At 48.1% G+C, this 23,554-nt stretch carries 18 protein-coding genes and 1 pseudogene; 8 read left to right on the forward strand and 11 right to left on the reverse strand.

Annotated elements, in window-relative coordinates; translation table 11 throughout:
• The first annotated feature begins 27 nt into the window (after positions 1-27).
• From BUC30_RS09795 to BUC30_RS09810, 4 genes are all read left to right on the forward strand, one after another.
• Positions 28-5,883, forward strand: coding sequence for a glycoside hydrolase family 9 protein (locus BUC30_RS09795; protein WP_073424654.1), 5,856 nt, complete (start codon positions 28-30; stop codon positions 5,881-5,883).
• Positions 5,884-5,990: 107 nt separating this feature from the next.
• Positions 5,991-8,285, forward strand: coding sequence for an ATP-binding protein (locus tag BUC30_RS09800; RefSeq protein WP_073424655.1), 2,295 nt, complete (start codon positions 5,991-5,993; stop codon positions 8,283-8,285).
• Positions 8,285-8,659, forward strand: coding sequence for a response regulator (locus BUC30_RS09805; protein ID WP_073424656.1), 375 nt, complete (start codon positions 8,285-8,287; stop codon positions 8,657-8,659). Before BUC30_RS09800 ends, BUC30_RS09805 begins: the two co-directional genes overlap by 1 nt.
• Before the next feature lie 8 nt (positions 8,660-8,667).
• Positions 8,668-10,227: a sigma-54 dependent transcriptional regulator gene (locus BUC30_RS09810; protein WP_073424657.1), complete on the forward strand. Its 1,560-nt coding sequence runs from the start codon at positions 8,668-8,670 to the stop codon at positions 10,225-10,227.
• On the opposite strand, the gene BUC30_RS09815 is transcribed toward BUC30_RS09810, so the two are convergent.
• The 4 genes from BUC30_RS09815 to BUC30_RS09835 all read right to left on the reverse strand — a co-directional run bounded on the left by BUC30_RS09815 (position 10,224) and on the right by BUC30_RS09835 (position 12,750).
• Positions 10,224-11,195 (reverse strand): class I SAM-dependent rRNA methyltransferase, encoded by a 972-nt coding sequence (locus BUC30_RS09815; RefSeq protein WP_073424658.1) that lies wholly within the window; start codon positions 11,193-11,195, stop codon positions 10,224-10,226. The two genes, BUC30_RS09810 and BUC30_RS09815, sit on opposite strands and share 4 nt — an antisense overlap.
• Positions 11,196-11,210: 15 nt before the next feature.
• The gene (gene nrdR, locus BUC30_RS09820; protein ID WP_073424659.1) at positions 11,211-11,654 is read right to left on the reverse strand and encodes a transcriptional regulator NrdR; all 444 of its coding nucleotides are present in this window, start codon (positions 11,652-11,654) and stop codon (positions 11,211-11,213) included.
• A 338-nt stretch (positions 11,655-11,992) separates the two neighbouring features.
• The gene (locus BUC30_RS09830) at positions 11,993-12,550 is read right to left on the reverse strand and encodes a GNAT family N-acetyltransferase (RefSeq protein ID WP_073424660.1); all 558 of its coding nucleotides are present in this window, start codon (positions 12,548-12,550) and stop codon (positions 11,993-11,995) included.
• Entirely contained in the window at positions 12,532-12,750 is a 219-nt protein-coding gene (locus tag BUC30_RS09835; RefSeq protein ID WP_073424661.1) for a hypothetical protein, read from the reverse strand. The genes BUC30_RS09830 and BUC30_RS09835 overlap by 19 nt, the downstream gene beginning before the upstream one ends.
• 362 nt (positions 12,751-13,112) lie before the next feature.
• On the opposite strand from BUC30_RS09835, the gene obgE reads away from it, so the two are divergent.
• From obgE to BUC30_RS09855, 4 genes are read left to right on the forward strand one after another with little or no spacing between them, the layout of a single operon-like run.
• On the forward strand, positions 13,113-14,114 hold the full coding sequence (gene obgE, locus BUC30_RS09840) for a GTPase ObgE (RefSeq protein WP_012820189.1): 1,002 nt from the start codon (positions 13,113-13,115) through the stop codon (positions 14,112-14,114).
• A gap of 32 nt (positions 14,115-14,146) precedes the next feature.
• Entirely contained in the window at positions 14,147-14,497 is a 351-nt protein-coding gene (locus BUC30_RS09845) for an HU family DNA-binding protein (RefSeq protein ID WP_012820190.1), read from the forward strand.
• Positions 14,466-14,948, forward strand: a complete 483-nt coding sequence (gene smpB / locus BUC30_RS09850; protein WP_014545305.1) for an SsrA-binding protein SmpB — start codon at positions 14,466-14,468, stop codon at positions 14,946-14,948. The genes BUC30_RS09845 and smpB overlap by 32 nt, the downstream gene beginning before the upstream one ends.
• Before the next feature lie 29 nt (positions 14,949-14,977).
• Positions 14,978-16,099 carry an N-acetylmuramoyl-L-alanine amidase family protein gene (locus BUC30_RS09855; protein WP_073424662.1) on the forward strand — a complete coding sequence of 374 codons (1,122 nt, stop codon included), beginning with the start codon at positions 14,978-14,980 and terminating at the stop codon, positions 16,097-16,099.
• Positions 16,100-16,213: 114 nt separating this feature from the next.
• Here the strand turns inward: BUC30_RS09855 and BUC30_RS09860 are convergent, their stop codons facing one another.
• The 7 genes and pseudogenes from BUC30_RS09860 to BUC30_RS09890 form a co-directional block, all read right to left on the reverse strand.
• Positions 16,214-17,287 (reverse strand): hypothetical protein, encoded by a 1,074-nt coding sequence (locus tag BUC30_RS09860; protein ID WP_073424663.1) that lies wholly within the window; start codon positions 17,285-17,287, stop codon positions 16,214-16,216.
• Positions 17,288-17,391: 104 nt separating this feature from the next.
• Positions 17,392-18,480 carry a hypothetical protein gene (locus BUC30_RS09865; protein WP_073424664.1) on the reverse strand — a complete coding sequence of 363 codons (1,089 nt, stop codon included), beginning with the start codon at positions 18,478-18,480 and terminating at the stop codon, positions 17,392-17,394.
• Positions 18,481-18,521: 41 nt separating this feature from the next.
• A complete protein-coding gene (locus tag BUC30_RS09870) occupies positions 18,522-19,613 on the reverse strand; it encodes a hypothetical protein (RefSeq protein WP_073424665.1) in 1,092 nt (363 codons plus the stop codon).
• Positions 19,614-19,916: 303 nt separating this feature from the next.
• The gene (locus BUC30_RS09875) at positions 19,917-20,660 is read right to left on the reverse strand and encodes a YebC/PmpR family DNA-binding transcriptional regulator (protein ID WP_073424666.1); all 744 of its coding nucleotides are present in this window, start codon (positions 20,658-20,660) and stop codon (positions 19,917-19,919) included.
• Between the two features lie 129 nt (positions 20,661-20,789).
• Positions 20,790-21,518 carry a hypothetical protein gene (locus BUC30_RS09880; protein WP_073424667.1) on the reverse strand — a complete coding sequence of 243 codons (729 nt, stop codon included), beginning with the start codon at positions 21,516-21,518 and terminating at the stop codon, positions 20,790-20,792.
• 29 nt (positions 21,519-21,547) lie between these two features.
• The gene (locus BUC30_RS09885; RefSeq protein WP_073424668.1) at positions 21,548-23,161 is read right to left on the reverse strand and encodes a phosphohexomutase domain-containing protein; all 1,614 of its coding nucleotides are present in this window, start codon (positions 23,159-23,161) and stop codon (positions 21,548-21,550) included.
• A gap of 147 nt (positions 23,162-23,308) precedes the next feature.
• A pseudogene (locus tag BUC30_RS09890) lies at positions 23,309-23,554 on the reverse strand (hypothetical protein); the annotation flags it as partial.

A 23,554-nucleotide genomic window follows, 5' to 3' on the forward strand; every position in this document is an offset into this window, starting at 1 on the left:
TTATTTTTGGATAAAAGAAGAGAAAGTATGAAAAGATTACTCAGCATTGTTTCTTTACTTGCTATGTTCTGCATGGATTATGCAGAGGCAGAACTACCGAACATAGACAGAACATGTACCACCTGTAGCCGACGCTATTTGGACTCGTTGAACGTCTACAACAGACGTCCGATCCGAATGAACCAAAGCGGATTCAGACCGCAAGACTACAAGTACGCCTATGTCGCCGATCCAAAGGAAATGACCTTCAAAGTCATCGATGCGAACAGCGGTAAAGAAGTTCCAGGTGGCGGAAACCTCTCGCTTATCAAGAAAGGCGCTACAAAGCCAAACATCTGGATTAACGGCGCATTCAACTCGTTGGAAAGCATTTATGAGTTTGGTAAACAGGACTCCATCAGCACAGAAAAAGAAGACCTGTACCGAGCCGATTTTACTACGCTTTCAACAACGGGCGAATACTTCCTTGTCGTGGGCAAAGACACATCGGCAACATTCCATGTGCACCCTTCCATCTACAACTCCATCCTCGAAAACTCCTTGCAGTTCTTCGGGATCCAGCGCTGCGGTAATACAGATTCGCACTTCCACAAGCCCTGCCACTTGAAAGACGGCTCCAAAGTCGGACATGACTTGACGGGTGGTTGGCACGACTGTGGTGACCATTTCAAGGTTTCTGAAACTCTTGGCTATACCGCCTACGTGCTTTCGATGGTTTACCTTACCTACCCCAACAAGGCAGAAGACCGCTATGGTCATTCTTATGCTGACACAGTCTTTACAGACGGCATCCCGGATATTCTCTACGAAGCAAAAATCGGTGCCGATTACATACTCAAGCTTTACAAGGCCTCCAAAGAAGATGGATTGATTGCCCAAAATGACATGTACCATTCCGTGGGCGTTGACGAAAAAGACCACTCATTCTGGGACTTGCCGGAACGTCAGGACGCTCAGCCAGAATCTAAGGGCGGTCCAGACCGCGTTGTGCTCACAGGCATAGGTGCAAACACTTCGGGTATGTTTGTTGCAGCCCTTGCAAACGTCGCTGCCGGCTATCGCGTTTACGACCCAGCCTATTCTGATACGCTCATCGAAGCAGCAAAAGACATTTACAAGAACGTGATGATGCCGCTCTTTGACTATGGTAACGGAAACGAAATGGGAAAGACGACATCATTCCCTGGATTCTATACCGGTGGCGGTCCGCGTTATGACGATGGTGCGGCAGCTGCACTCGCCTTGTGGTACGCCACTAAGGACACGACCTACCGCTATGACCTTTACAAGAACACCAACATTTTCAACAACCCCACCAACTCTAGATTCAACCTGGACTACTTCAAGGCAGGATTTCTCGGCAATGAAAGTGGCTTTTCTCCTGGCGGCTGGGCAACAGACTACCAGAACATCCACACCTATGTGCTGTTTGCATTCCAGAACCTGATTTTGAAGAGCACTGAAACAGCTGCAGAATTCGGTCTTACAGAAATCGAACGCGACTCCCTCTCGATGCGTACGATGGCAACATTCCGCAAAATTTTGAATGACGCCACAAACCAGGGAGACTCTACCGTTCTCGTCAATCCGGGGGTAAACTCCAACGAAAAAAGCGAAGCTCATGAAGGTCCGACAGACCTCAAGGTCATTACACCCTACAACCTTGTATGGACTAGCTTTGACTGGGGCGTGATCCGCTACAACCTGGGTACAGCCGTTTCCATCTTCTTGATGTACGAACTCACGAAGGACGAACGCTATTTGAAGGTCGCTCTCGACAACATGTACTACGCACTTGGCGCAAACCCGTGGGATATTTCCCTCTTGATGGGCGCAGGTGACAAGAACCCGCAACACCCGCACAACCGTTCTGCAAACCCCGATGGCTTCAATACCGGTGGCATGCCTTACCAGTACCGCTGCCCGAAGGGTGCACTCATGGGTGGCCGCGATCCGGAAAAAACACTTATCGAAGACTGGAGCAAATACACCTCTACCGAAACATGCATTGACTTCTCGGCACAGTTCCTCTTCCCGGCCCAGAGCCTTGCTGAAACACTCCCGCCCGATAACGAAGGCCCGATTTTTAGCAACATCGTCGGAACGCCGATTACAGACTCTACCGCTATCGTAAGCTGGGACGCAAATGAAGTCGCCCTTGTTACGGTTTTCTACGACGTCGTCCCCAATTCCGCCAATCCGAAATCAGTGCAGCAGACCACAGCCTCTAAGGGCGGTTCTGTAACGCTTACCGGCCTCATTCCTGGACAGACATATTACTTCTTCCTCGAAGGCATGGACACCAAGAGAAACATCACGACTGATGACAACCATGGTTATTGGTACTCCTTTACCATGACTCCCAAAATGACTGAAATCAAGGGAGTTACGATTTGCCAGGTAGACCATCGCAGTGCAAAGATTTACTGGTGGAGCACCGACCGTCTGAACGGCGTCGTCAACTACGGAAAGGCCAAGGGAGCCTACACTGAAACCCAAAATGCAAGTGGCAGCGCCGTCCTTTTCCACGAAGCTGAACTCACAGGACTTGAAGCCGGTACGACCTATTACTTTACCGTTTCCTCGGGCGCAAAGACTTCTGAAGAATACTCATTTACCACAGAAACCCACGCCACCTACGCTGACCTCGATATTTCTTTGAAACCGAGTTCTTACGGTGGAGAAGCAGCCTGTAGCCAATGGCAAGATTGCCATGCCTTCATCATGTCGCTTTCAAACAACGACACCGTACCATTCGAAGACTTTGAAGTGCGTATGTACCTCAAAGATCCAAACCTCTCCGCACTCGGAAACTGCCACCAAAACTTCGGTGGAGACGGTCAAATGGGTAAGCCGATTAGCGTTACTTTCGGAAGCGCTCAGGAAGACGGTTTTGGAGGCTATTACCTCCCCATTAACGTCAAAGGCAAACTAGAAGTTTCTGGACAGTTGATTATCCAAATCATCTTCCACAACTACGATCCTAATGTAAAGACAGTGAAATTCAAGGACATCGAAGGTTCCTGGTCACTCCGCGCACACACCGAAGAAACCGATCCGGAACATTTCGAAGGCATTGACTTGACACAAGCTCCTTACTTCAAGGGTTCTGAAACGACATTCCTTGAACACAATTCCAACGGTGAAAAAGTCGTTGCCTTTACCCGTGACCCCTATATTACCGTCTATTACCACGGCAAACACATCTACGGTTACGGTCCGGACTACACGCCAGAAAATGGCCCGCAAGTCAAACGCACCATCGAAACAACATTCACGAGCCCGTTCGTAAGCCCGAGATACTCTGTTGAAAGGGAAGATCCGCTCACAACGTACGCCGCCACAAGTAAGGTTTCGCCGACGGGTGTCCTCGATGCTGTTGAAATGAACAGCAACCCGTACAAGTTTGAATACCCCAACACCAAGCGCACCGACTCTATCGCCTTCGGTACAGATACGACTCTCGCCTACGGCAACAACTACATGGAATGGGTCACCTGGCATAACCGAAATGCCAATATGAAGGACGAAAACAAGTATGACTGCGCCTGTGCCGTGGTCCGTAGCAACGTTGAAATCGACAGTATCACGAAGCCACTCGAAAAACGTTACCTCGTTTTCGACAAGAGCAATATTGTCGGTTATAAGGACAAGTTCATTGAAGTCCAGATTTCGCTCCTCGACAGCAATCTCGAGCTCTACAAGGACGAAAAGAACCTGAACGTCGAATTGGTTAGCGATGATCCGAATGTTCTCTTCTATACAGACCCCACAGCCACTATTCCGGTAACAACCATAACGCTTTATGACGGTGTTGCGACAATCTACGTGAGCTCCAAGGTCGCCGTGAAGACAACTATTTCTGCAACACACGCCAATACCGCAGATTACGCCTACACGCCGGCAGTTGCGGAACTCGACATCGAAGAATTGCCGCCTTGGCCGATTATCGACGTGGCAAAGATTGTGGACTTGAACTGCGACCACATCCCGGATGCCATGGACATCACGCTTTCTTCGGAATATACGGCAAACCAGAGTTTCACGTCTATTTCGTTCACTTACGGAAGCACGACCATCAATGCGAACAAGGTCAAATCCCTTAATGGCAAGTCGCTCGTTGTCGAATTTGACGACATCAAGGACATCGTAACAAACGCCACAGGAAAGATTACGCTTACAAGTAATATCGAAGGACAGGTCAAGACCGTCGAAGATTCCTATTCCGACGGCATTCCGCCCGCACTCCTTTCAGCTACAGTCCTCGAACGCCAGGATACGGCAAACGCAGATCACGTTTATCTGCAATTTAGCGAACCGATTTCTGCTCCGGGCACAAACTTTCCGCTCATCCTTTACGCAGCAGACGGCATTACAAAGGCTGCTACACCGACGGTCCTCTCGGCTAAGCTTTACAATGAATCGAAGAACATCTGGGACTTCGAAATCGCCTTTGATGCAAGCAACAATTCTGTAGTCACTGCAGGCATGTGGGGACAACTCGACCCGGCAGGTTCCATCAAGGACTTGAACGGCAACGGCGTAGCCGGTCTCTGCACACCAGAAAAGGTCGAAATCCTCCTGAAGATTCTCCCGATCCCGATGACTTACGCCGTCATTACCGACAAGGATAAGAACGGCTATGCAAGCCACGTCGATGTACAGTTCTCCAAGGCACTTGACGCCAAGCACACACCGGATACGCTCGAAATCATCTTCGGTATCGCAAAGCCAGAAACGCTTAAGGTCGAAAAGAGCAAGTTCGCCCTCAACGGTGAAAACCTCGCTATCGACCTTGAAAAGCCGTTCCAGTTCGGCAATACCGCAGGTAACTACGACGGAGCACTCCCAGGTGGAAAGATGCTGACTCATGCAGGTCTTGTCACGCAGTACCTCGGTACAGGCGCCGCCACGGAATCGAACTCGGTCCTCGCCGAAGACAAGGTCGGTCCGGTCTTTGTTTCCGCAACAATCAACCAGACAAACTCTGCCGACGTTCTGAACATTACCGTCAGCGAACCTCTCGTTGTTGCAGACTCGACTCAGGAATTCTACAGACACAAGCGTGCCGAAAGACTTTCCAATGCGTTTAGCAGCAACTTCTCCGCATGGAGCTTCTCGCAGAGCAATTCGAGCCTCACCTTCCTCTACATGAACAGCCTCGCAGGCACCGTCATGGAAGGCGACTATGTGAGAATGGGTTCCATGATGACAAGCACATTCAAGGATGCCAATGGCAACTATCCTGAATTTGATGTTCCCTGGGTTTTGGTCAACGGCAAGGGCGCTCCGAAAATCAAGTTCGACGTGCATCTCCGCGAAACCGTTACCGATGCTAATTCGCTCAACCACTCTAAGGTCAACACCGACGAGACCATGCGATTCTACATCAGGAATCCGTCGAACAACAAGTTCGACCTCATCCAGGGCGGCAAGGTCACACAAACCGCCATTGACTCAGCAGATATCGGCGGTGCCATCTTTGACGTGAAGCTGACTGTTCCGCGCGGCTCTTCGTTTGGTGAAGAATGCGCATGGGAAAGCCTCCTCGTCAAGTTCAGCATTCCGATATACTCGAACCTCGGTAACTTTGTTAATAGGTTCAAGCAAGCGTTCAGTGTAGATCCGAAACAGTACCTCTCGACGAACAACCTGGTGGAATTCGCCATCGAATGGGCAAACAAGGCCCCGTCTGGCATCCGCACCAAGGATGACAGAGCCGTTGGTACTGGCGCCTACATTTACAAGGCAGAAATAGAAGCTACATTTACGCCAAACATGAACAATCCTGATGTCAAGGGAGACGAGAAGCTCATCAAGAACTTCTCGACGAAGAGTTCGTTCGATCAGACAAAGACCTTCGGCATCAAGAGAACTAAGTAAAAAGGTCAAGAAGCTGGGAAAATATGCAAGAGAGTCTATTTACAAACTCGCCCTACGTTATAACGCTTACTGTAGTAGCGTTGATCATCGTATGCTATTTTCCCATCATGCTTGGTCAAAAGACGTCCGTCAAGCAGCTCCCTCGCCCCATACACCAGCTGGTCATCATCAGCATATTCTGGCAAGCAAGCAACTTGATAGGCGACATTTTCTTTAGTGGCGATAACTTTATTGCAGGGACCAGAGCCTATACGGCAAGGCAACTCATATTCTGCGCGGCAGCCCTTGGCTGGATCCAGCTCGGGAACGCCATACACCATACCGCAGAAATCAGTCTCAAGATAAAGCGCAAGAACGGCTGGAAGCTCATGAACATTTTCGGAGCTTTAGCGGTTCTTATTTCGACATATCTCTTTATCAGTAATCCTAGCTTCATTCCCAATTTAAACTTCTTTGGTTACCATCCCTTTGCAGAACGCCCTGTATTCAACTTTTATTCTTTACTGTTCTGCTTATTCGTAGTCCCCAACATCATCGTTACCGCCTACATTATTCTACGCAACATTGTACAAACTAGCGATACGACGCTCCCCTACCAGGTTAGCATTTACATGTTATCCTCGTTTGTATTCTTTGTAACCTTGGCGGCACTCTTCGATTTCGTTATTCCCATTTCCACAAAATTCAGTAACTACGACCAATTCCTCAAATGGTCGCAATTCATCTCGGTATTCTTGGCAATCCTTTCGGGGCAATATTTCACTTCCGTATCGTTCAAGAACAAAAGCGCATCCTGGTTTTTGGACAAGCTAAAAGACAAGATGGTAGACGGGCTTATCTACTACAACTACAAAGGTGAAATCCAGCTTGCAAACCCAGCAGCTCTTGGAATTTTACACACAACGCAAGAAGCCCTCCACAACAAGAAAATCACGTCCATATTCCCGCAAATACAAGACCCGGCAAGAGAATCGACCTACAACAAGATTAGAGTCAAAATCGATAACGAAGACCATATTTTTAATGTCTCGATTTTTGAAATCCGCCAGTCATTGACAACAAACTATAACGTCGCCTTTTTCAGCGATGTCTCCAACACGCTGCATTACCAGCAAATTATCAAGACCCGCGATGAGCAGTTCAAGGAATACCAGCTCGACCAAATCCGTTATCAGGAACGACTGAACATCTGGAAGAAGAAGGTCGATGAAAGTAAGTACTTCTTAGACACGCTTATCAGTACACTCCCCTTCCGCTTCTGGTCCAAGAACGAACAGGGCGTGTTCATGACGCAAAACCAGACAGACATCAAGAGCCGCGGAAACCTGCTCCAGACATCAGAACCGGACAGCAAGATTTTGCCGCAGGAACTCTTAGCCCGTAACGAAGGCGAACCGCAAAGCTTTATTTCTTACGAACGAATTAAGAGATCGTTTAACGAAGACCAGGATGAAGAAGACGATATCGAAATTTTGAAGCAGGACGACTACAATATGGCAGTCCGCAAGGGCGCTGCTAAGGATATCATGATTTTCAACAACATGTTCATCCCAATTATGGCGCCCCGCAAACCGTACAAAATCATCGGTATCAAAATCGATATTACCAAGGAAATGCGTCTCGAAAAAGAACGCGACATGTTGCAGGAACAAAAGCACATCCATTCGAGACTCGAAGAACTGGGCACCATCTGCGGTGGCTTCGCGCATGACTACAACAACATTCTCGGCTCGCAAATCGGCTTCTGCGATCTCGCCCTTGAAGTGCTCGACAAGGATAACCAAGCTTACATGTTTATCCAGGAAGCCCGAAAGGCTGCAACACGCGGTAAGGAATCGCTCGAAGAGCTTTTGAACACCATCCGCGGAAAGACATCCGAAAAGGACAAGCTGACAGAATTTGCGCCGTACATGATTATCGACGACGTGGTGAAGAAGCTCTGGATTACGCTCCCGCCGAACGTGAAGGTCAAGGCAGAAAACCTCGACAAGAACATCCGCATCGTCGGAAACGTCTCTGCACTCGACCGTATTATCAGCAACCTCGCGAACAACGCCATCTTTGCCATGAAGGAAAACGGCGGTACGCTCACGATTGCCCTCAAGCGCGAAGTGCTCACGGAACCGCTCATTACGCCATACGCCCCGCAGATCGAAGCGGGCACGTACGCCAAAATTACAGTCGAGGATACCGGTACCGGCATGGACACCGCCACCCTCGAACGCATCTTTTCACCGTTCTTTACGACCAAGGCACCGGGTGAAGGACTCGGTTTGGGCTTGTCATCCGCATTAAGACTGCTAAAAGAAGGCAATGCGGGCTATACAGTCCAAACAACATTGGGCGAAGGAACTATTTTTAATCTATATTGGTCTATAAGAAACGAGAAAATGGAGGCTTAATGTCTACAATACTCATCATTGACGATGACGCTCAGCTCAACCTCATGTTGAAGTCTGCTTTGGAATTGAAAGGTTACACTGTCGATACTGCATGCAACGGTAAGAAAGCCAAGTCGCTTTATCAGAAGAATACTTATGATGTGATTATCACCGATATCATCATGCCGGAAGGCGATGGCTTCGAAGTCATCCTCGATCTCCGCCGCATGGGCCTTAGCGACAGGGTTATTGCGATTAGTGGTGGTGGACGCACCTCCGCCGAAGACTACCTTGCAACGGCACAGCATTTCGATGTTGCTGCTATTTTCAGCAAGCCGCTGGACCTCCAGCAGCTCCGCAACAAAGTTGACGAGATCATCAAGGTACATTCGTAATAGCATAAATGATGAATATCCTGATCGCTGATTTTGATCGGAAATTTGTCGAGGAGCTACAACGGAACTGGTCTGTAGCCGGAACGAACCTCCTGGTCTGCTCCGACGACAAGACTTTGATGCCGCTAATAAAAAAAACGTCGATAGACCTTGCGTTTATCGAGGTTCCTTTTTTAATGCTCGACAATATGGATTTGATCAGCTATTTGAAGGAACGCCAGCCTGGTATCGAGATTTTTGTACTGTGCGATGACCGCAACTGGCAGGGAGCTGCTAGCGCCATTACCCGTGGAGCCAGCAGTTTTTTGAAGAAGCCGGTCACGCTATCGCTCCTTGAGAGCACGGCAAGCAAAATCCAGGCTCAGCAGCAAAACAAGTCCAACACGCAGCTCATGGAATCCCAGGTGTTGGACAGCCTTCTCGGCGACACGCCCGAGATGCGCAAAATTCTAAAGACAGTTTATAAGGTCGCACCGACCAACAGCACCTTGCTTATAACCGGCGAGTCCGGTTCGGGCAAGGAATTTTTGGCAAACGTCGTCCACCGCTACAGCAAGCGTGCAAACGAACCGTTTGTGCCAGTCAACTGTGGCGCCATCCCCGAGAACCTCGTGGAAAGCGAACTCTTCGGTAGCAAGAAGGGATCGTACACAGGTTCGACCGCCGACAAGAAGGGCTTGTTCGAATCCGCCAATGGCGGTACGCTCTTTTTGGACGAAGTCGGTGAACTCTCACTGGCAACCCAGGTCAAGCTTTTACGTTTTCTGCAAAGTCACGAAATTCGTCGCGTGGGTGAAACGGACGCCCGTTACCTGGACATCCGCATTATAGCTGCAACGAACCGCGATTTGCAAAAATCCATGCACGAAGGACGATTCCGCGAAGACCTTTACTACCGCTTGAACACGTTCCACTTGCAGCTTCCGCCGCTCCGCGACAGGAAGCCCGTCATCCCGAACTTAATCCGTTACTTTATCTTAAAGAACAAAGAAGCGCAGGGCAAGGAAATTCTCGACCTTGAACCAGCCGCTCTTTATGCTTTGACAAAGTACCCCTACCCCGGCAACATCCGCGAGCTCGAAAACATCATGGAGCACGCGATTGTGCTTTCGGAAGGTGGAGTCATCAAGCTCGAAGACCTGCCCGAATACGTGCAAGTAGAAGCCCGTGAAAAGACAGTCGCCATTCCACATATAAAGGAAGCCGGCAGCAATAAAGAAAGCTCCAGCGAGTCTATTTACAACAAAGTCGAAGATACGGAAGATGACGAGAAGTCCGCCGAGAATCCATTCGGAAAGCCGATTCATTTTGAACCGATTTCGGGCAAGACGGATAGCGCAGGACTTTTGACGCACAACCCGACGAAGTTCATCACGCATAATCCGGCGCCCGCCGAAGAAGAAGAAATTCTTTCGCTCGACGAGATGGAACGCAGGCACATTCTGCATGCCTTAAGCATTTGCAAAGGCAACAAGACTGAAGTCTGCAAAAAGCTCGGCATTAGCCGTGCCACACTTTGGCGCAAGCTCAAAGAGCTCAAAATTGAAATGGACGGCGGAGAAGATTAAACTTCGACAAGAGTTGCGACTAAGCAAGAATCTTTTGTAGAACCGCTACCGACAAAGTCTACGTCTTGGGATTTTTTCCAAGACGTTTTTGCTTTCGGGTGCACAGAAGAAACGGCGGCGAGCACATCGCGGGCAAAAGCGGACAAGTTAAATTCACTATAGTTGGAACTGACCATGAAAAAGCCGCCCGGATTTAAAAGCGTCGCACAATCGGCAACGAGCGGCATCAAGTGTTCGCGCACATTGAAGTTAAAGCCCTTGAAACGCGCAAAGCTCGGCGGGTCAAGCACAATACCATCAAAGCGTAAGCCCTTCTTTTGAGCCCAGTGAACGTATTCGATAGCGTTACCGCGGAAGAACTCTCCAGGGCGCAAATCAAGCCCATTTAAGGCATAATTTTCACGACCCTTGTCAAGAATTTTGCCACTGATATCGGCGTTTGTAGCGACAGCAGCACCGCCTAGACGGGCATGCACGGAGAAACTGCATGTATAGCTAAAAAGATTGAGGAAGCGAAGGCTCTCCCCGGACATTTCACGGAAGCGTTCTTCGACTTCGAGACGCACATGGCGCATATCGAGAAAAAGTCCCGGATTAATCGTATCCAGCAAATCCACATGGAAATGCGCATTGCCTTCGCGGACGGTACCCACGGCATCTTCGCGCGAGCCAATCACGACATCCATCGGAGCGTTCTCGAGCGATTTTCCAGAGCTCGAAAGGCGTTCCTTTGTCACAACACAAACAGGATTGAAAAGAGCGGCTACAGCCTCGACAATTTCAGTCTTGCTCGTTAAAAGCTCCGGTCCAAAAAACTGCATCTGGTAACGGTCACCAAGCTTATCAATCGTAAGTCCCGGGAAGCCGTCAGCAGCGCCATTCACAATGCGCAAAGCATCCGTTACCTCGAATAACGAGGCGCGCTTGTCGAAAGCAATCGCTAACTTGTTTTTTAAATCAAAAGCCATTCGAAAAAAGACGAATTACTTATCAAGAGTCTTGATCTGGTCGACGAACTCGCCCACTTCCTTAAATTCACGATAGATGGAAGCAAAGCGGACATAAGCAACGGCATCGAGCTTTTTGAGTTCCTGCATCACGAGGTTGCCAATCTGATCGTAGCTGACTTCAAAGCCCTCTGACATCTGCAACGAATTTTCAACTCGCGTCACAAGTTGTTCGATATCGTCCATGGAAACCGGACGTTTTTTGCAAGAGTTCATGACGCCACGCTGGAGTTTTTCGCGCTGGAACGGTTCGCGTTCGCCACTGCGCTTGATGACGGTCAGCGGCTGAACTTCGATATATTCACGAGTCGTAAAGCGACGACCACAGGCACAACATTCACGACGACGACGAATGGACGAGCCACTCACGCGGCTATCGACAACCTTGTCGTTATCATTCTTGCAAAACGGGCAAATCATACCTTGAATATAGCTTTTTTAAGAAAAAATTGCAAAAAACACAATAAAATTACATAGCCAACAGATACACTACCGGTTTAGTCCTTTATCTTTGTTGCGATAGTATATATACGCATCTTCGCTTTCCCAACATCCGCAATATTCAACAGCAGCAAAATTACATCCATTTATTTTTTTGAGGCATTGTACGTCATTAGGGCTTTTGCACTCTATAAAACGAGCATTACCAAGACTGGCGGAAGCACAGGCAGGAATCAAAGTCGGAAGATAAAACATTCGATCCCCTTTATCCTTACTACTACCAGATTTGACTACTCGACTACTGCTGCTAGATTTAATTACGCAACCAAATCCATAAGGTCAAAGTACATCAACCTTGTATGCGGATCGTCATCTTCAGAATTCATAAACCGAAAACCATTCTTTTCATAAAAAGGAACGGCGTTCAAATACGCATCAACAGTCAAAAATCTACAACCTGTCTTGTTGTCAATCACAAACATAGACTTGATGTAATTGAGGATTGTCGTCCCGATTCTATGTTTTTTAGCCGAGACATCAACGCCCAAGCGGCATAATTTGACCGCAGGATAACTTTTCAAACGTTTTTCGTTCGGGAAACCACTCTTTTTTCGGAACCGATTGAATTCTGTTTTATCCTTGAAATTGTCCAATGCCACCCTGTCATTTGCAAGGCTGCAATAAGCCAATACTTGACCTGTACCAGAATCGGTACAAGCATAGCTTACAGCAAGCAAATGTTTCTGAAATGCAGACGCACGATTCAGAATGAAATCATCTAAATCGCGATCACCGCAATTAAAATTTTTAACAGAATAATATGGTCGAATCCTAATAAAACTTAATTTTTCTGTATCTATACCTTCTTGAACCACGGATCTATACCTCCATTAGCTTCTTCTCGGGCACGCTGTTCAGCCATACCACGTTCGTAAGCCTTTTTCATAAACTCATAATCGCGCAAGCGCTGAGCACGAGCTTCTGGAGTTTCCGGTCGACGAATCTTCATGTTTTCAAGAAAGCGACGAGCATCCTCGCCATAGAGAATCGGAGTTTCACGAATGGGTCTAGCCATAGCTTTGTCCTCTTTGAATCATATAACAACGCATATATTAACTCTGGAGCGTCACTAGACAGGTGAAACCCGACAACACACTACTAAGGTGGTTCTCATAATATAAAATGATGAAATTTCAAAAACAAGGGATCGTCCGTCGGACGATTTATTTTGCAAACAACCGTTAGCAAGAATCGAAAAAATTTACAAAAGAGAAAGCGAGCACGAAGCATCGTCAAAGTCAAAGCCATAGCTAATATAACATGTTTTAGCTTAATTGGAATAGCCGATGCCGGAATAAATCCGGCATGACAAATCACAAATGTGTTTGTTGAGCACATCCCTCTTCCCCAAATCGCAAAAATTTCTAAATTTGGGCTATGTTCTTAGACGAAAAAAATATTGAAGTTCGCTCCGGCAGAGGCGGTGACGGCATCTGCAGTTTCCATCGTGAAAAGTTTGTACCCCTCGGCGGTCCCGATGGCGGTGATGGCGGTCGTGGCGGTCACGTGATTTTGCAGGTGAACGAGCAGTACACCACGCTCCTCGACATGGGCAACACGCACATTTACAAGGCAAAGAGCGGTCAGCCCGGTGGCGCCAAGCGCTGCTCCGGCGCATCTGCCGAAGATTTGATTATTAGCGTTCCGCGCGGCACAATCGTCAAGGACGAACAGGGCCACATCCTCACGGACTTGACTGAACCGGGCCAGAAGTGGATTGCGGCTCGCGGTGGCAAGGGCGGCATGGGCAACCAGCATTTCGCAACCCCGAAGGTGCAGGCTCCGCGCAAGTGCACTCCGGGTGAAAAAGGCGAAGTCCGCCAGCTGTTCCTCGAACTCAAGCTCATGGCAGACGTGGGGCTCGTAGGTTTCCCGAACGCAGGCAAGTCGAGCCTCGTGAACAAGATTTCTAGCGGTCGCCCGAAGGTTGGCGACTATCCGTTTACAACGCTTGAACCGGTGCTCGGCATCGTCCAGGTGAACGGCCACAGCTTTGTGGTTGCCGATATTCCGGGTCTCTTGGAAGGCGCGAGCGAAGGCAAGGGCCTTGGCCACCAGTTCCTCAAGCACATCGAACGTACGCACACACTGCTCTTTGTGATTGACGGTTTTGCCGAAAACGCTTACGAACAGTTCAAGGTCTTGAAGGAAGAGCTCAAGGCATTCCACCCGAAGCTTGCCGAAAAGAACTTTGTCGTAGCGCTCAACAAGAGCGACCTCGGCATCGAAAACGCCATCAAGGAATTCAAGAAGCACCGCCAGAAAGTGGTCATCACATCGGCTGTCACTGGCGAAGGTTGCGCTGAATTGCAGCAGGCATTGGACGCTGCAGTGCCCCATATGCACAAAAAAAGCATCGGTTGGAGCAAAAAAGCGTAACGGTTGCTTAAAATTATTGTAAATTCTTTAATATGAAGGCGACTCAGTCCAACATAACTAAGAAGGAAATCGTTGATGAAATCGCTTCCCAGACTGGATTTACGCAAGTAAAAACCAAAGTCATCGTGGAAGAACTCATCGACGCTATTTCCAATTGCGTTATCGAGGGCAACAATATCGAGTTGCGTGGATTCGGTCGCTTCAAGAATAAACAGCGCAAGGAACGCCGCACTCGGAACCCCAAAACTGGCGAGCTCGTGAACATTCCCGCCAAGGTGCGTCCGGTGTTCGAACCCAGCAAGGACCTGATCGAAAAAATCAACAACGTTCCTTTCGACTTAGAAGAGGCTTTTGTCCCTAAAGATGATCAAGAAAGAATCTAGTACGCCCGTTATCCAGAACCGCAAGGCGAACCACCTCTATTTTGTAGATGAAACTTTTGAAGTGGGAATCATGCTCATCGGTTCGGAAGTCAAGTCTATCCGTAACGGCAAATGCACTTTGGGCGAAGCGTGGATTGATATCGACGAAAACAAGGATGAACTCTGGCTCGTCGGTGCGCATATCGATGAATACCTTTTCGCCAACCGTTTCAACCATTTCCCTGCACGTAGGAGAAAGCTCCTCGCCCACACGCACGAAATCCAGAAGATGCGCAAGGCGAAGGAATTGAAGGGTTGCACGATCATCCCGCTGAAAATGTACTTTAAGAACCGTATTGCAAAACTCGAAGTAGGAATATGCCGAGGCAAGGATCAACACGACAAGCGACAGGACATTCTAGTCCGCGACGCCAAGATGGAAATGGCTCGCGCCGCCAAGGCTCATCGCTAATTTTAGCTTTACTGCTAGTCGCATGTAGCTTGGCCCTCGCTGCTACGGCAAGGGTCGATGTGGAGTCTGTCGCCCGCGAAATCAAGGGTTCGTTCCACTGGTATCCGGTACAAAAGACGTTCTCGATTGTTTCAGCAAAGGACACGCTCAAGTTCGCCGTCGGCATTCCGTACATGACGCGCAACGGGCGCACGGTCGATTTGTCGGCAGCGCCGGAGCTCGATAACGGGCATCTGTGGATTGCCGAGAACGATGCCAAGAAAATTTCCAGTAAGGTTGCAGCGGTCCCTGTAACAAAGACCGAGACCGCACAAGTTAAGGCAAAAGAAACTGCGCCGGCCAAGCCCGCTGCAAAGCCCGCCGAACAGAAACCTGCACAGCCGGTTGTCGTAAAGCCGAAGGCTCCGAAGCAAGAAATCGCAGGCACACGCGAAGTCCGCACCATCGTGATTGACCCTGGACATGGAGGCAAGGATCCCGGCGCTTCGGGCAAGAAGTCTCAAGAAAAAGATATCGTTCTCGCCGTTGCAAAGCTTTTGCGCAAGAACCTCGCGGACGAAGGCTTCAACGTGAAGCTCACCCGCAGCAAGGATGTTTTCATTGAACTGCGCCAACGCGCAAACTTGGCAAACCAGTGGGATGGAGACCTCTTCATCAGCCTGCACTGTAACGCCATCGACGCGAGCGAAGAACGCAAGAAGATTATCCAGGGTTACCAGTTCTACGTGCTGCGCGCCCCGGAAAGCGAAGAAGACAAGGCTATTGCCCGTCGTGAAAACGCGGTTGCCACGCTCTACGGCGAAAAAAACGCCAAGGACGAACTTTCACCGCTGGAATGGTTCAAGCTCGAAGCTCGCCTCGAACAGTACAAACAAACTAGCTACCTCTTCACTGAGAAATTGCTAGACAGTTTTGATGGCGGAAAAATCAAGAAGATGAACACAGGCGTCGGCGGTGCGGGATTCATGGTTCTCGTAGGCGCAATGATGCCAGCCGTGCTCATTGAACTAGGCTTTATCAGCAACGAAGAAGACGAAGCTTACATGATGACTAAGGCAGGACAGCAAGACCTCGCCGACCGCATCGCACAAGCCGTCAGCAAATATAAGGACGCCGTCCACAGCTACCGTGAAACGCTGGGTAGAAATTAGACGAAAAAAGGAATCCGCAAGATTTGACTGGATTCCTCGTTACACTCGGAATGACGAGATGTTTGCGGAATGACGTGAAGCTTTCGAAATGACGAAAGGCTTTCGACAAATAAACTATTCTGCAGCCTTTGATTTCTTCTCTATAATTTCAAGGCATTCCGCGAGAATCGCATCATACATGTCCTGATAACGTTTTGTAATTTCAGGCGTTCCGTCTGCGCAAGCCTTCGTCTTTGCAATAAAACCGTTGAACCAATTTTTCGATTTATCCTTTAAAAGGAAAACATCTGCCTCATTATCGGCAGAAAAATAAGGTTCATAAAGACCCTTTAATGTTCTATTTTCACGATCCAAAAGACTATTTAAATATTTTTGTTCCGATTCAGGTCTGGCAACATCTTCCATAAGCCTTCCAGAAACAATCTCATACAGTTTTTTCTGCACATCGGCCAAAATATCCGGGAACAAAGCAAACCCATCTTGTTTGCAGGACTTGACCCAATCTTCAGGGTAAATTCCATGGGCTATGTCATATTCTTCATCGCTCGTATAGAAAAGATTCCCTTCGATTTTGTACCCACTCCTATAAGTGCGTGTATCAGAACACACAATCATCGGAGCGTCATAATACGAAGTAGGATAACAACCAGGGCTGACGATACCATAAACCGGCGCCATTTCTTGAATAGATCCGCACGATTGAAGTTTATCTTCCCATTCCGTCAAAATTTTTTGAGACAGCGATGTATCTTTCCCTAAATACTTCTTATAATCATCGCATGTAGGACTATGCGTAGTTTCAGGGCAATTGCTTCGCTTATACGACCCTTCTACACAAGTCACGGAAGTATCCCGTGCCATGAGATATTTCACGGGTTCCGAAGAACTTGAAGATTCCGTCATGTCAGCACTTGAAGAGCTTTCGACATTCGAAGAACTCATCGCAGCATCAGACGAACTAGTCGCGCCAACATCTGAAGAACTCGTATTTTCTTCAGCCAAAGAACTTGAAGACTCTTCAGGTAAAGCAGCATCACTACTAGAACTATCCCCGAAAGCATCCGCTGACGAATCCGGATTAGTAGATTGCATTACAGGAAATTGCGGGTTCGAATCACTGCCACAGCTTGCCCAAAAAAACGATGTGACAGTCAAAAAACTCAAACGCCAAAACTTGCGAATATTCATAAGATTCTCCTTTCACTCTCTAACATATAATTTATCACAAAAAGAGGTCTTAAAGTGCATTCTATTCAAATAAAAATGTTGACATTCCGTCAATGAACAACGAACTAATCTTCGTCTTCAGCAGTCTTGGCATTAGTTTCAATAATCTTCAGGCATTCCGCCAAAATTGCATCGTACTTTTGTTTGTAGCGTTCCGTTATCACGGGCGTGCCATCTTCGCAAGTCTTGGTCTTGGCGATGTAGCCACGGAACCAATTTTTAGAGTCTATTTTATAATAATAATCATCCCACAAAAGATCCGGTGAATACGGCGCAATGGCAACATAATCATGGAGTTCATGTGGAGTCGAATTCTTCAAAGTTTTCTGTTCTCGATCCAAAAGACTTTCCAAATATGTCCGCTCCGTTTCCGACAAAACATCGTCTTTGAGTTTTTGTTCAATTATTTCGTACAGTTCTTTTTGGACATCTGCAAGGATACCTGTAAATGGAAGATAATCCTCTTGAGGACAATTACGAATCATTTCTTCTGATGAACTGGAGCTTTGAGGAACAGAGCTGGAACTTACTCCATGAGCTTCGTTATATTCCGCAACACTTGTATAAACTAGATTATCTTCTAACCAATATTCTTTATAAGTACTATCATTGGAACACTCATAAGCGGGTTCAAAATGAATCGGTTTTGGGCAAGGATTAAAAGGAACTCCATAAACCACAGATGAAATATACTCCATAGCCCTACATGATTCAAGTCCAAATTCGGCCCGCTCCAATTCATTTTTAGAAATAATTCCATTGGTTTCCAAATCGCGTTTAGCCGCATCACAACTTTCGTAACAATAGCGATACGCTGGGTAAAGCGTTTGCTTGCAGCCAACAGATGGATCTCTCGCTAATACATAACCAGCAGAACTCGAACTGCTGTTAGCGCTAGACGAACTTTCAACGCGCGACGAACTCGATGCGGATTCAGAAGAAGAACTTTGCTGCGGCATTTCGGAAGAGCTTGATTCAGGCGCTACCGCAGAACTTGATAATTCGCTAGAGCTACTTTCATTTGCATCAGACGAAGAATCAGGATCGGACGCACGAAAAACAGGCAACTGGGGGTTGGAATCACCACCGCAACTCGCCCAAAAAAACGATGCGACAGTCAAGCTAAACAGGCGAAAAAATTTATGGATAGTCATACCAACTCCTTCGTGATTTTCTAGGAACAAGGAACTAAAATTTATTTGGAAGCTTTAGACTCTTTCTCAATCAATTCAAGGCATTCTGCTAAAATCGAATCGTACTTTTCCTGATAACGTTCTGTCGTTTCTGGAGTTCCGTCAGCACAAGTTTTGGTCTTGGCAATATAGCCGTCAAACCAATATTCAGAATAACCATCCATCGAAGTATATTCAACTTCTAGATTTCCCAAACGATACGGAGCAAAGTTGCCCTTCAACGTTTTATTTTCGCGATCTAGAAGTTTTTCTAAATAAGTTGTTTGAGATTCAGTCAAAGAAGCATTCTTTAGCAATTCGCTAACGATTTTTTCGTACAATGCTTTTTGCACATCAGCAAGGATATCGGCAAACAGCACAAAGTCTTCTTGCTTGCATGATTGGACTAAAGGCTCAGCTGAGCTTGAGCTTTGAGGTGCTGAACTAGAGCTAATTCCATGAGCCTCGTTATATTCTTGCGTGTTCCTATAGGCTAAATTTCCATCCAACTGATAATATCTATAGGTGCTATCATTAGAACATTTAAGCACCGAGGATAGATAAACAGCGTTAGGATTGCAAGCTGGCGGAAAAACGCCATACACTACAGACGGCATCTCCGAAATGGCACCACAAAACTCTAGTGCATCCTCCCATTTATTCAGGACCCTTTCAGTAACGCTAGTATCCTTACCCAAATATTCTTTATAATCATCACATGTATAACTCGAAGTTTGACAAGATGTAGAAGGAAACAATTGGGATTCTTTTACGCACGTCACAGAAGAATCTTTTGCTAAAATGTAACGTTCAGATTCCGATGAACTAGAAACATCTGAAGAACTGGAATTTGCAGAGCTAGAAGACGGTGTTTCGGAAGAACTCTCGGGAGGTTCATCAGCCGAACTAGAGGACTCTTCAGATTCCGCAGAACTAGATTCAATTTCAGCAGAACTAGAATCCGCTTCGGAAGAAGAACTCTCCTCCACATCTTCGGAAGGATCCAATTTGGCTGACTGCGGGTAATAAAGCTGAGGATCAGAATCTGAGCAGCTAGCCCAGAAAAGTGATGCGACAGTCAAGCTACACAGGCGGAAAAACTTATGGATTGTCATGCCAACTCCTTCTTTGTGCGATAATATACAAATTGTTCGTCTACTAAGTACAAATTATTGATGTAAATAAAAAAAGAACTGTCACAATCGCAACAGTTCTCTTTTTAAAATTTGACTGGATTCCTATTGACGCTTACGCCTTCGGCTTCAGCGTCCATCCTTCGGCTCGGTCATGCCGGCAAGCAAGCTTGCCGTCGCGACTCTCGCCTTACGGACTATTGACGCCTACGCCTTCGGCTTCGGCGTCCGTCCTGCGGCTCGGTTATGGGATTGCAAGCAATCCCGCATCACTCGCCTTACGGACTATTCAGCGTCCATGTCAGCTTCGTCGATTTCGGCGTTGTGGTAGACTTCCTGAACGTCGTCGTGGTCTTCGAACTTGTCGATGAGCTTGAGGAGCTTGACAGCGTCGTCGTGACCGAGCTTGACCGGGTCATTCGGGACGTAGCTGAGTTCTGCGCTCATCATTTCGATCCCAGCATTTTCGAGAGCCTTGGAAACAGCGTCGAAAGCTTCCGGAGAAGTGGAGATTTCATGAACGCCATCTTCGGTGCTCATGTCTTCTGCGCCAGCTTCGAGAACGAGGTCCATGATCTGGTCTTCCGGATACTTTTCAGCATCGACGACAATCACGCCCTTGTAAGTGAATGCCCAAGAAACGGAACCAGACTCGCCCATGGAGCCGTTGTTCTTGTTGAAGATGTTACGGATTTCAGCAACCGTACGGACCTTGTTGTCGGTCATGCACTGCACCATGATAGCGATGCCTGCCGGGCCGCGTCCTTCGTACAACGGTTCCGTCATTTCGGTACCGGAGTTAGCACCCGTACCCTTGGCAATAGCACTTTCAATGTTCTTGGTCGGCAAGCTCTGGCTCTTGGACTTGAGAATTGCAGCACGGAGACGCGGGTTAGCGTCAGGGTTGCCGCCGCCGAGCTTAGCAGCGATGGAGATTTCCTTGATCAGCTTGTTCCAAGCCTTGGCACGAGCGACGTCGGTTTTGGCTTTCTTGCGTTTGGTGGTGGCCCATTTGGAGTGACCGGACATAATTTACCTCTAGTTGTTAAAAAAAGTTGTTAGTCATTAGTTATTAGTTTGTAGTTTAAATAATCGCGGCGTTGCCGCCTAGCTATATCTAAGAACCACTGACCAATGACTATTGACTGATTCTAAGTTCTATTTTCCATTCATCTTGCAGCGGCGTTTCTGCTTGGCAGTGAGCTTGCGGCTAGAGCAATCAAGGTCATCGTGCTTTTTAGACTTGAACTTAGCCTTTTCTGCTTTTTCAGCCTTTTCACGAGCCCTGCGGTCTGCCTCTTCCTTAGCCTTGCGTTCAGCTTCTGCTGCTTTAGCCGCTTGACGCTTCTGCTGCATATCGACAAGCTTTGTCTTGTCTATAGGAACAGCAGATGCCTTAGTAATTTCACGTTCGAACTTACCGCCCCAAATTCTACCGAGAAGCGAACCAGACTGGAGAGCATCATCCAAAATGCTCTGTGCCCAGCTGTCATTTGCAGGCGGCAAAAGCTTGAACGACAAGTTGCGAATTCTAGTCGGTTCTTCGTCGTAATAAAGCATCATGTCGAAGAAGCCCACGTTGTATTCTTCGCCATCGGAACCGGCAGCAATCTTGTCCGGAATGTAGGCAAGCACAGCGTAGAGCGCTCTATCGAAAAGAGCTGTTATAAGGACATCGGAATCTCCACCGGGAGCCTGAACTTCACCTTCCGCAAGGAATGCCCACGGAGCCACATCGACTCGGAGCCTAAACTTGTGGAAACCCTTCTCAGCCTTTTTGAGCTTGATCAAGGCGCCAGAGAAAGCCTGGAATTCCGGCTTAATGGAGCCTTCCTGCGCGAACACAATGGCACACGCAAGGAAGATGACCGTTAGAAGTTTTTTCATTTCCCTAATCCAATTCGCTTAATTTGTCCTTAGTTCTTGAAGAACAAAGCCTTGGCAGCTTCGAACATAGGATCCTTTTCATCCGGGTTACGGCATTCCGTATAAATACGGACCTTCGGTTCCGTACCGGACGGACGCACGAGCATCCAGGAATCGTCGTCGAAGATGACCTTCACGCCATCGAGCGTGAGGAGCTGCTTCACGGTCTTTTCATTTGCACCGACCATGACCTTTGCACCCGGCTTAGCGATATCAGCGATAGCATCGACCTTAGCCTTGAGCGGAGCACCGACGAGGGACTTGTCGACTTCGAAACCAGAACGGGTCGGGTAGAAGCGGCCGTATTCTTCGTACAAAGCGTCGAGGTATTCGCCGAGGTTCTTGCCAGTCGTAGCAAGAATTTCGAGAGCGATGAGGAGGCCGAACTGGGCGTCCTTTTCAAGCGTGTTGTTGAGGCCGGAGATACCGTCAGATTCTTCGAATGCGACGAGAGCCTTCTGCTTAGCATTGCGAGAGAGCCACGGGCGGAAGTTCTTGAAGCCCACCGGAGTTTCCATGACAGGAACGCCGAGCTTTTCAGCAATGATGTTCACAAAGTTGGATGTTGCAACGGACTTAGCCACGCAGCCCTGTTCCTTGCGCCAAGTTGCCATGTAGTGGAAAGCGATTGCACCGAACTGGTTCATGTCGATTTCGCGAGTGCCATCGTAGAAACGGATACGGTCGCCATCCGGGTCAAAGATTGCACCGAGACGGAACCAGGACTTGCTTTCGTCGAGGACCTTGCGGACCTTTTCGAGGTTCTTGCTGGACGGTTCCGGAGCGATACCACCGAACAAAGAATCGTCTTCGTTGCGGAGCGTGATGAGGCATTCCGGATTGTCGAGGAGAGCAGCCGGACGGCGGCGGGTAGAACCGTGAACGTGGTCACACACGAGCGTGAGGCGGCCCTTCTTGATGAATTCCTTGATGCGGTCGAACTTGATCGTGCCCTGCTTGACGAGGAATTCCTTGTAAATCTTAAGGGAGTCGATAATTTCCCAGTCAACCTTGGAGACCGGTTCGAACTTCCAGGTAGCCATCATTTCGTTAGAAAGCTTGGTGATGACGTTCGTGATTTCCGGACCTGCAGGACCGCCGTCTGCCGGGTTGAACTTGATGCCGTTGTAGTGGCTCGGGTTGTGGCTCGGAGTCATGTTGATGGAGCAAGCAGCACCGAGCATTTCGATAGCAGCGGAGAATTCCGGAGTCGGCATTTCGCCACCGTAGTAGACCTTCACGCCAGCCTTTGCAAACTGGTCTGCGACAGCTTCGCAGAATTCGTGACCGAGCAAGCGGTTGTCATGGCCAACGACCACACCACGCTTCTGGAGTTCAGCAAAATCCTTGACACCCAGAGCAGCGAAGAGTTCCGGAGTTGCTTCCTTGTACAAACGCACAATAGCAGCACCGACAACCTGCAAGTTGCGGAGCGTGAATTCAGAACCGATTTCACCGCGCCAGCCGGAGGTACCAAAGCTGACCTTAGCCGGTTCCTGGGAGGTCAATGCGACCTGCTTCACGGTTTCAACCAGGTTCATATCGGTAGCCGGGTTGAATTCGGGGGACTGAATCTTTTTCCAAATCTGGGTAATGTTTTCCATAAGGGTTCCTTTGTAGTTTTAACGCGCAAAATTTAGAAAAAATCCAGTAGGACGTAGGAAGTAGACAGTAGGAAGAAACGCCCAAAATAAGGGATTACAATCTACGTAAAAAAGGCTCACACTCGTGAGCCTTGGCTAAATTCATTTTTATTTCTGTTCAAGGGTCGCCTTGATTTGAAGAATTTCTGATTCAAGAAGCCCCGTAAACTCGACGATTTCAGCTAAGGGCTTGTTTTTCAACAACATCCTCGTTGCCATTTCGCGAGCCTTGTCCTGAGCACCATCTAAAAAGCCCTCGTACCTGAGGACAGCCTCATCATAATCTTTCATCCATGAATTTGACATAGTTCTAGGACTAAAATTACTCATTTTCACTTCGTTTTGCAACACCTT

It is taken from the genome of Fibrobacter sp. UWB7, assembly GCF_900142945.1.
In the GTDB taxonomy this organism is placed as follows: Bacteria; Fibrobacterota; Fibrobacteria; order Fibrobacterales; family Fibrobacteraceae; genus Fibrobacter.

Coding starts and splice junctions, on each gene's coding strand:
- BUC30_RS09795 (WP_073424654.1), top strand. CDS start 28: ATGAAAAGATTACTCAGCATTGTTTCTTTACTTGCTATGTTCTGCATG.
- BUC30_RS09800 (WP_073424655.1), top strand. CDS start 5,991: ATGCTTGGTCAAAAGACGTCCGTCAAGCAGCTCCCTCGCCCCATACAC.
- BUC30_RS09805 (WP_073424656.1), top strand. CDS start 8,285: ATGTCTACAATACTCATCATTGACGATGACGCTCAGCTCAACCTCATG.
- BUC30_RS09810 (WP_073424657.1), top strand. CDS start 8,668: ATGATGAATATCCTGATCGCTGATTTTGATCGGAAATTTGTCGAGGAG.
- BUC30_RS09815 (WP_073424658.1), bottom strand. CDS start 11,195: ATGGCTTTTGATTTAAAAAACAAGTTAGCGATTGCTTTCGACAAGCGC.
- nrdR (WP_073424659.1), bottom strand. CDS start 11,654: ATGATTTGCCCGTTTTGCAAGAATGATAACGACAAGGTTGTCGATAGC.
- BUC30_RS09835 (WP_073424661.1), bottom strand. CDS start 12,750: ATGGCTAGACCCATTCGTGAAACTCCGATTCTCTATGGCGAGGATGCT.
- obgE (WP_012820189.1), top strand. CDS start 13,113: ATGTTCTTAGACGAAAAAAATATTGAAGTTCGCTCCGGCAGAGGCGGT.
- BUC30_RS09845 (WP_012820190.1), top strand. CDS start 14,147: ATGAAGGCGACTCAGTCCAACATAACTAAGAAGGAAATCGTTGATGAA.
- BUC30_RS09860 (WP_073424663.1), bottom strand. CDS start 17,287: ATGAATATTCGCAAGTTTTGGCGTTTGAGTTTTTTGACTGTCACATCG.
- BUC30_RS09865 (WP_073424664.1), bottom strand. CDS start 18,480: ATGACTATCCATAAATTTTTTCGCCTGTTTAGCTTGACTGTCGCATCG.
- BUC30_RS09870 (WP_073424665.1), bottom strand. CDS start 19,613: ATGACAATCCATAAGTTTTTCCGCCTGTGTAGCTTGACTGTCGCATCA.
- BUC30_RS09875 (WP_073424666.1), bottom strand. CDS start 20,660: ATGTCCGGTCACTCCAAATGGGCCACCACCAAACGCAAGAAAGCCAAA.
- BUC30_RS09880 (WP_073424667.1), bottom strand. CDS start 21,518: ATGAAAAAACTTCTAACGGTCATCTTCCTTGCGTGTGCCATTGTGTTC.
- BUC30_RS09885 (WP_073424668.1), bottom strand. CDS start 23,161: ATGGAAAACATTACCCAGATTTGGAAAAAGATTCAGTCCCCCGAATTC.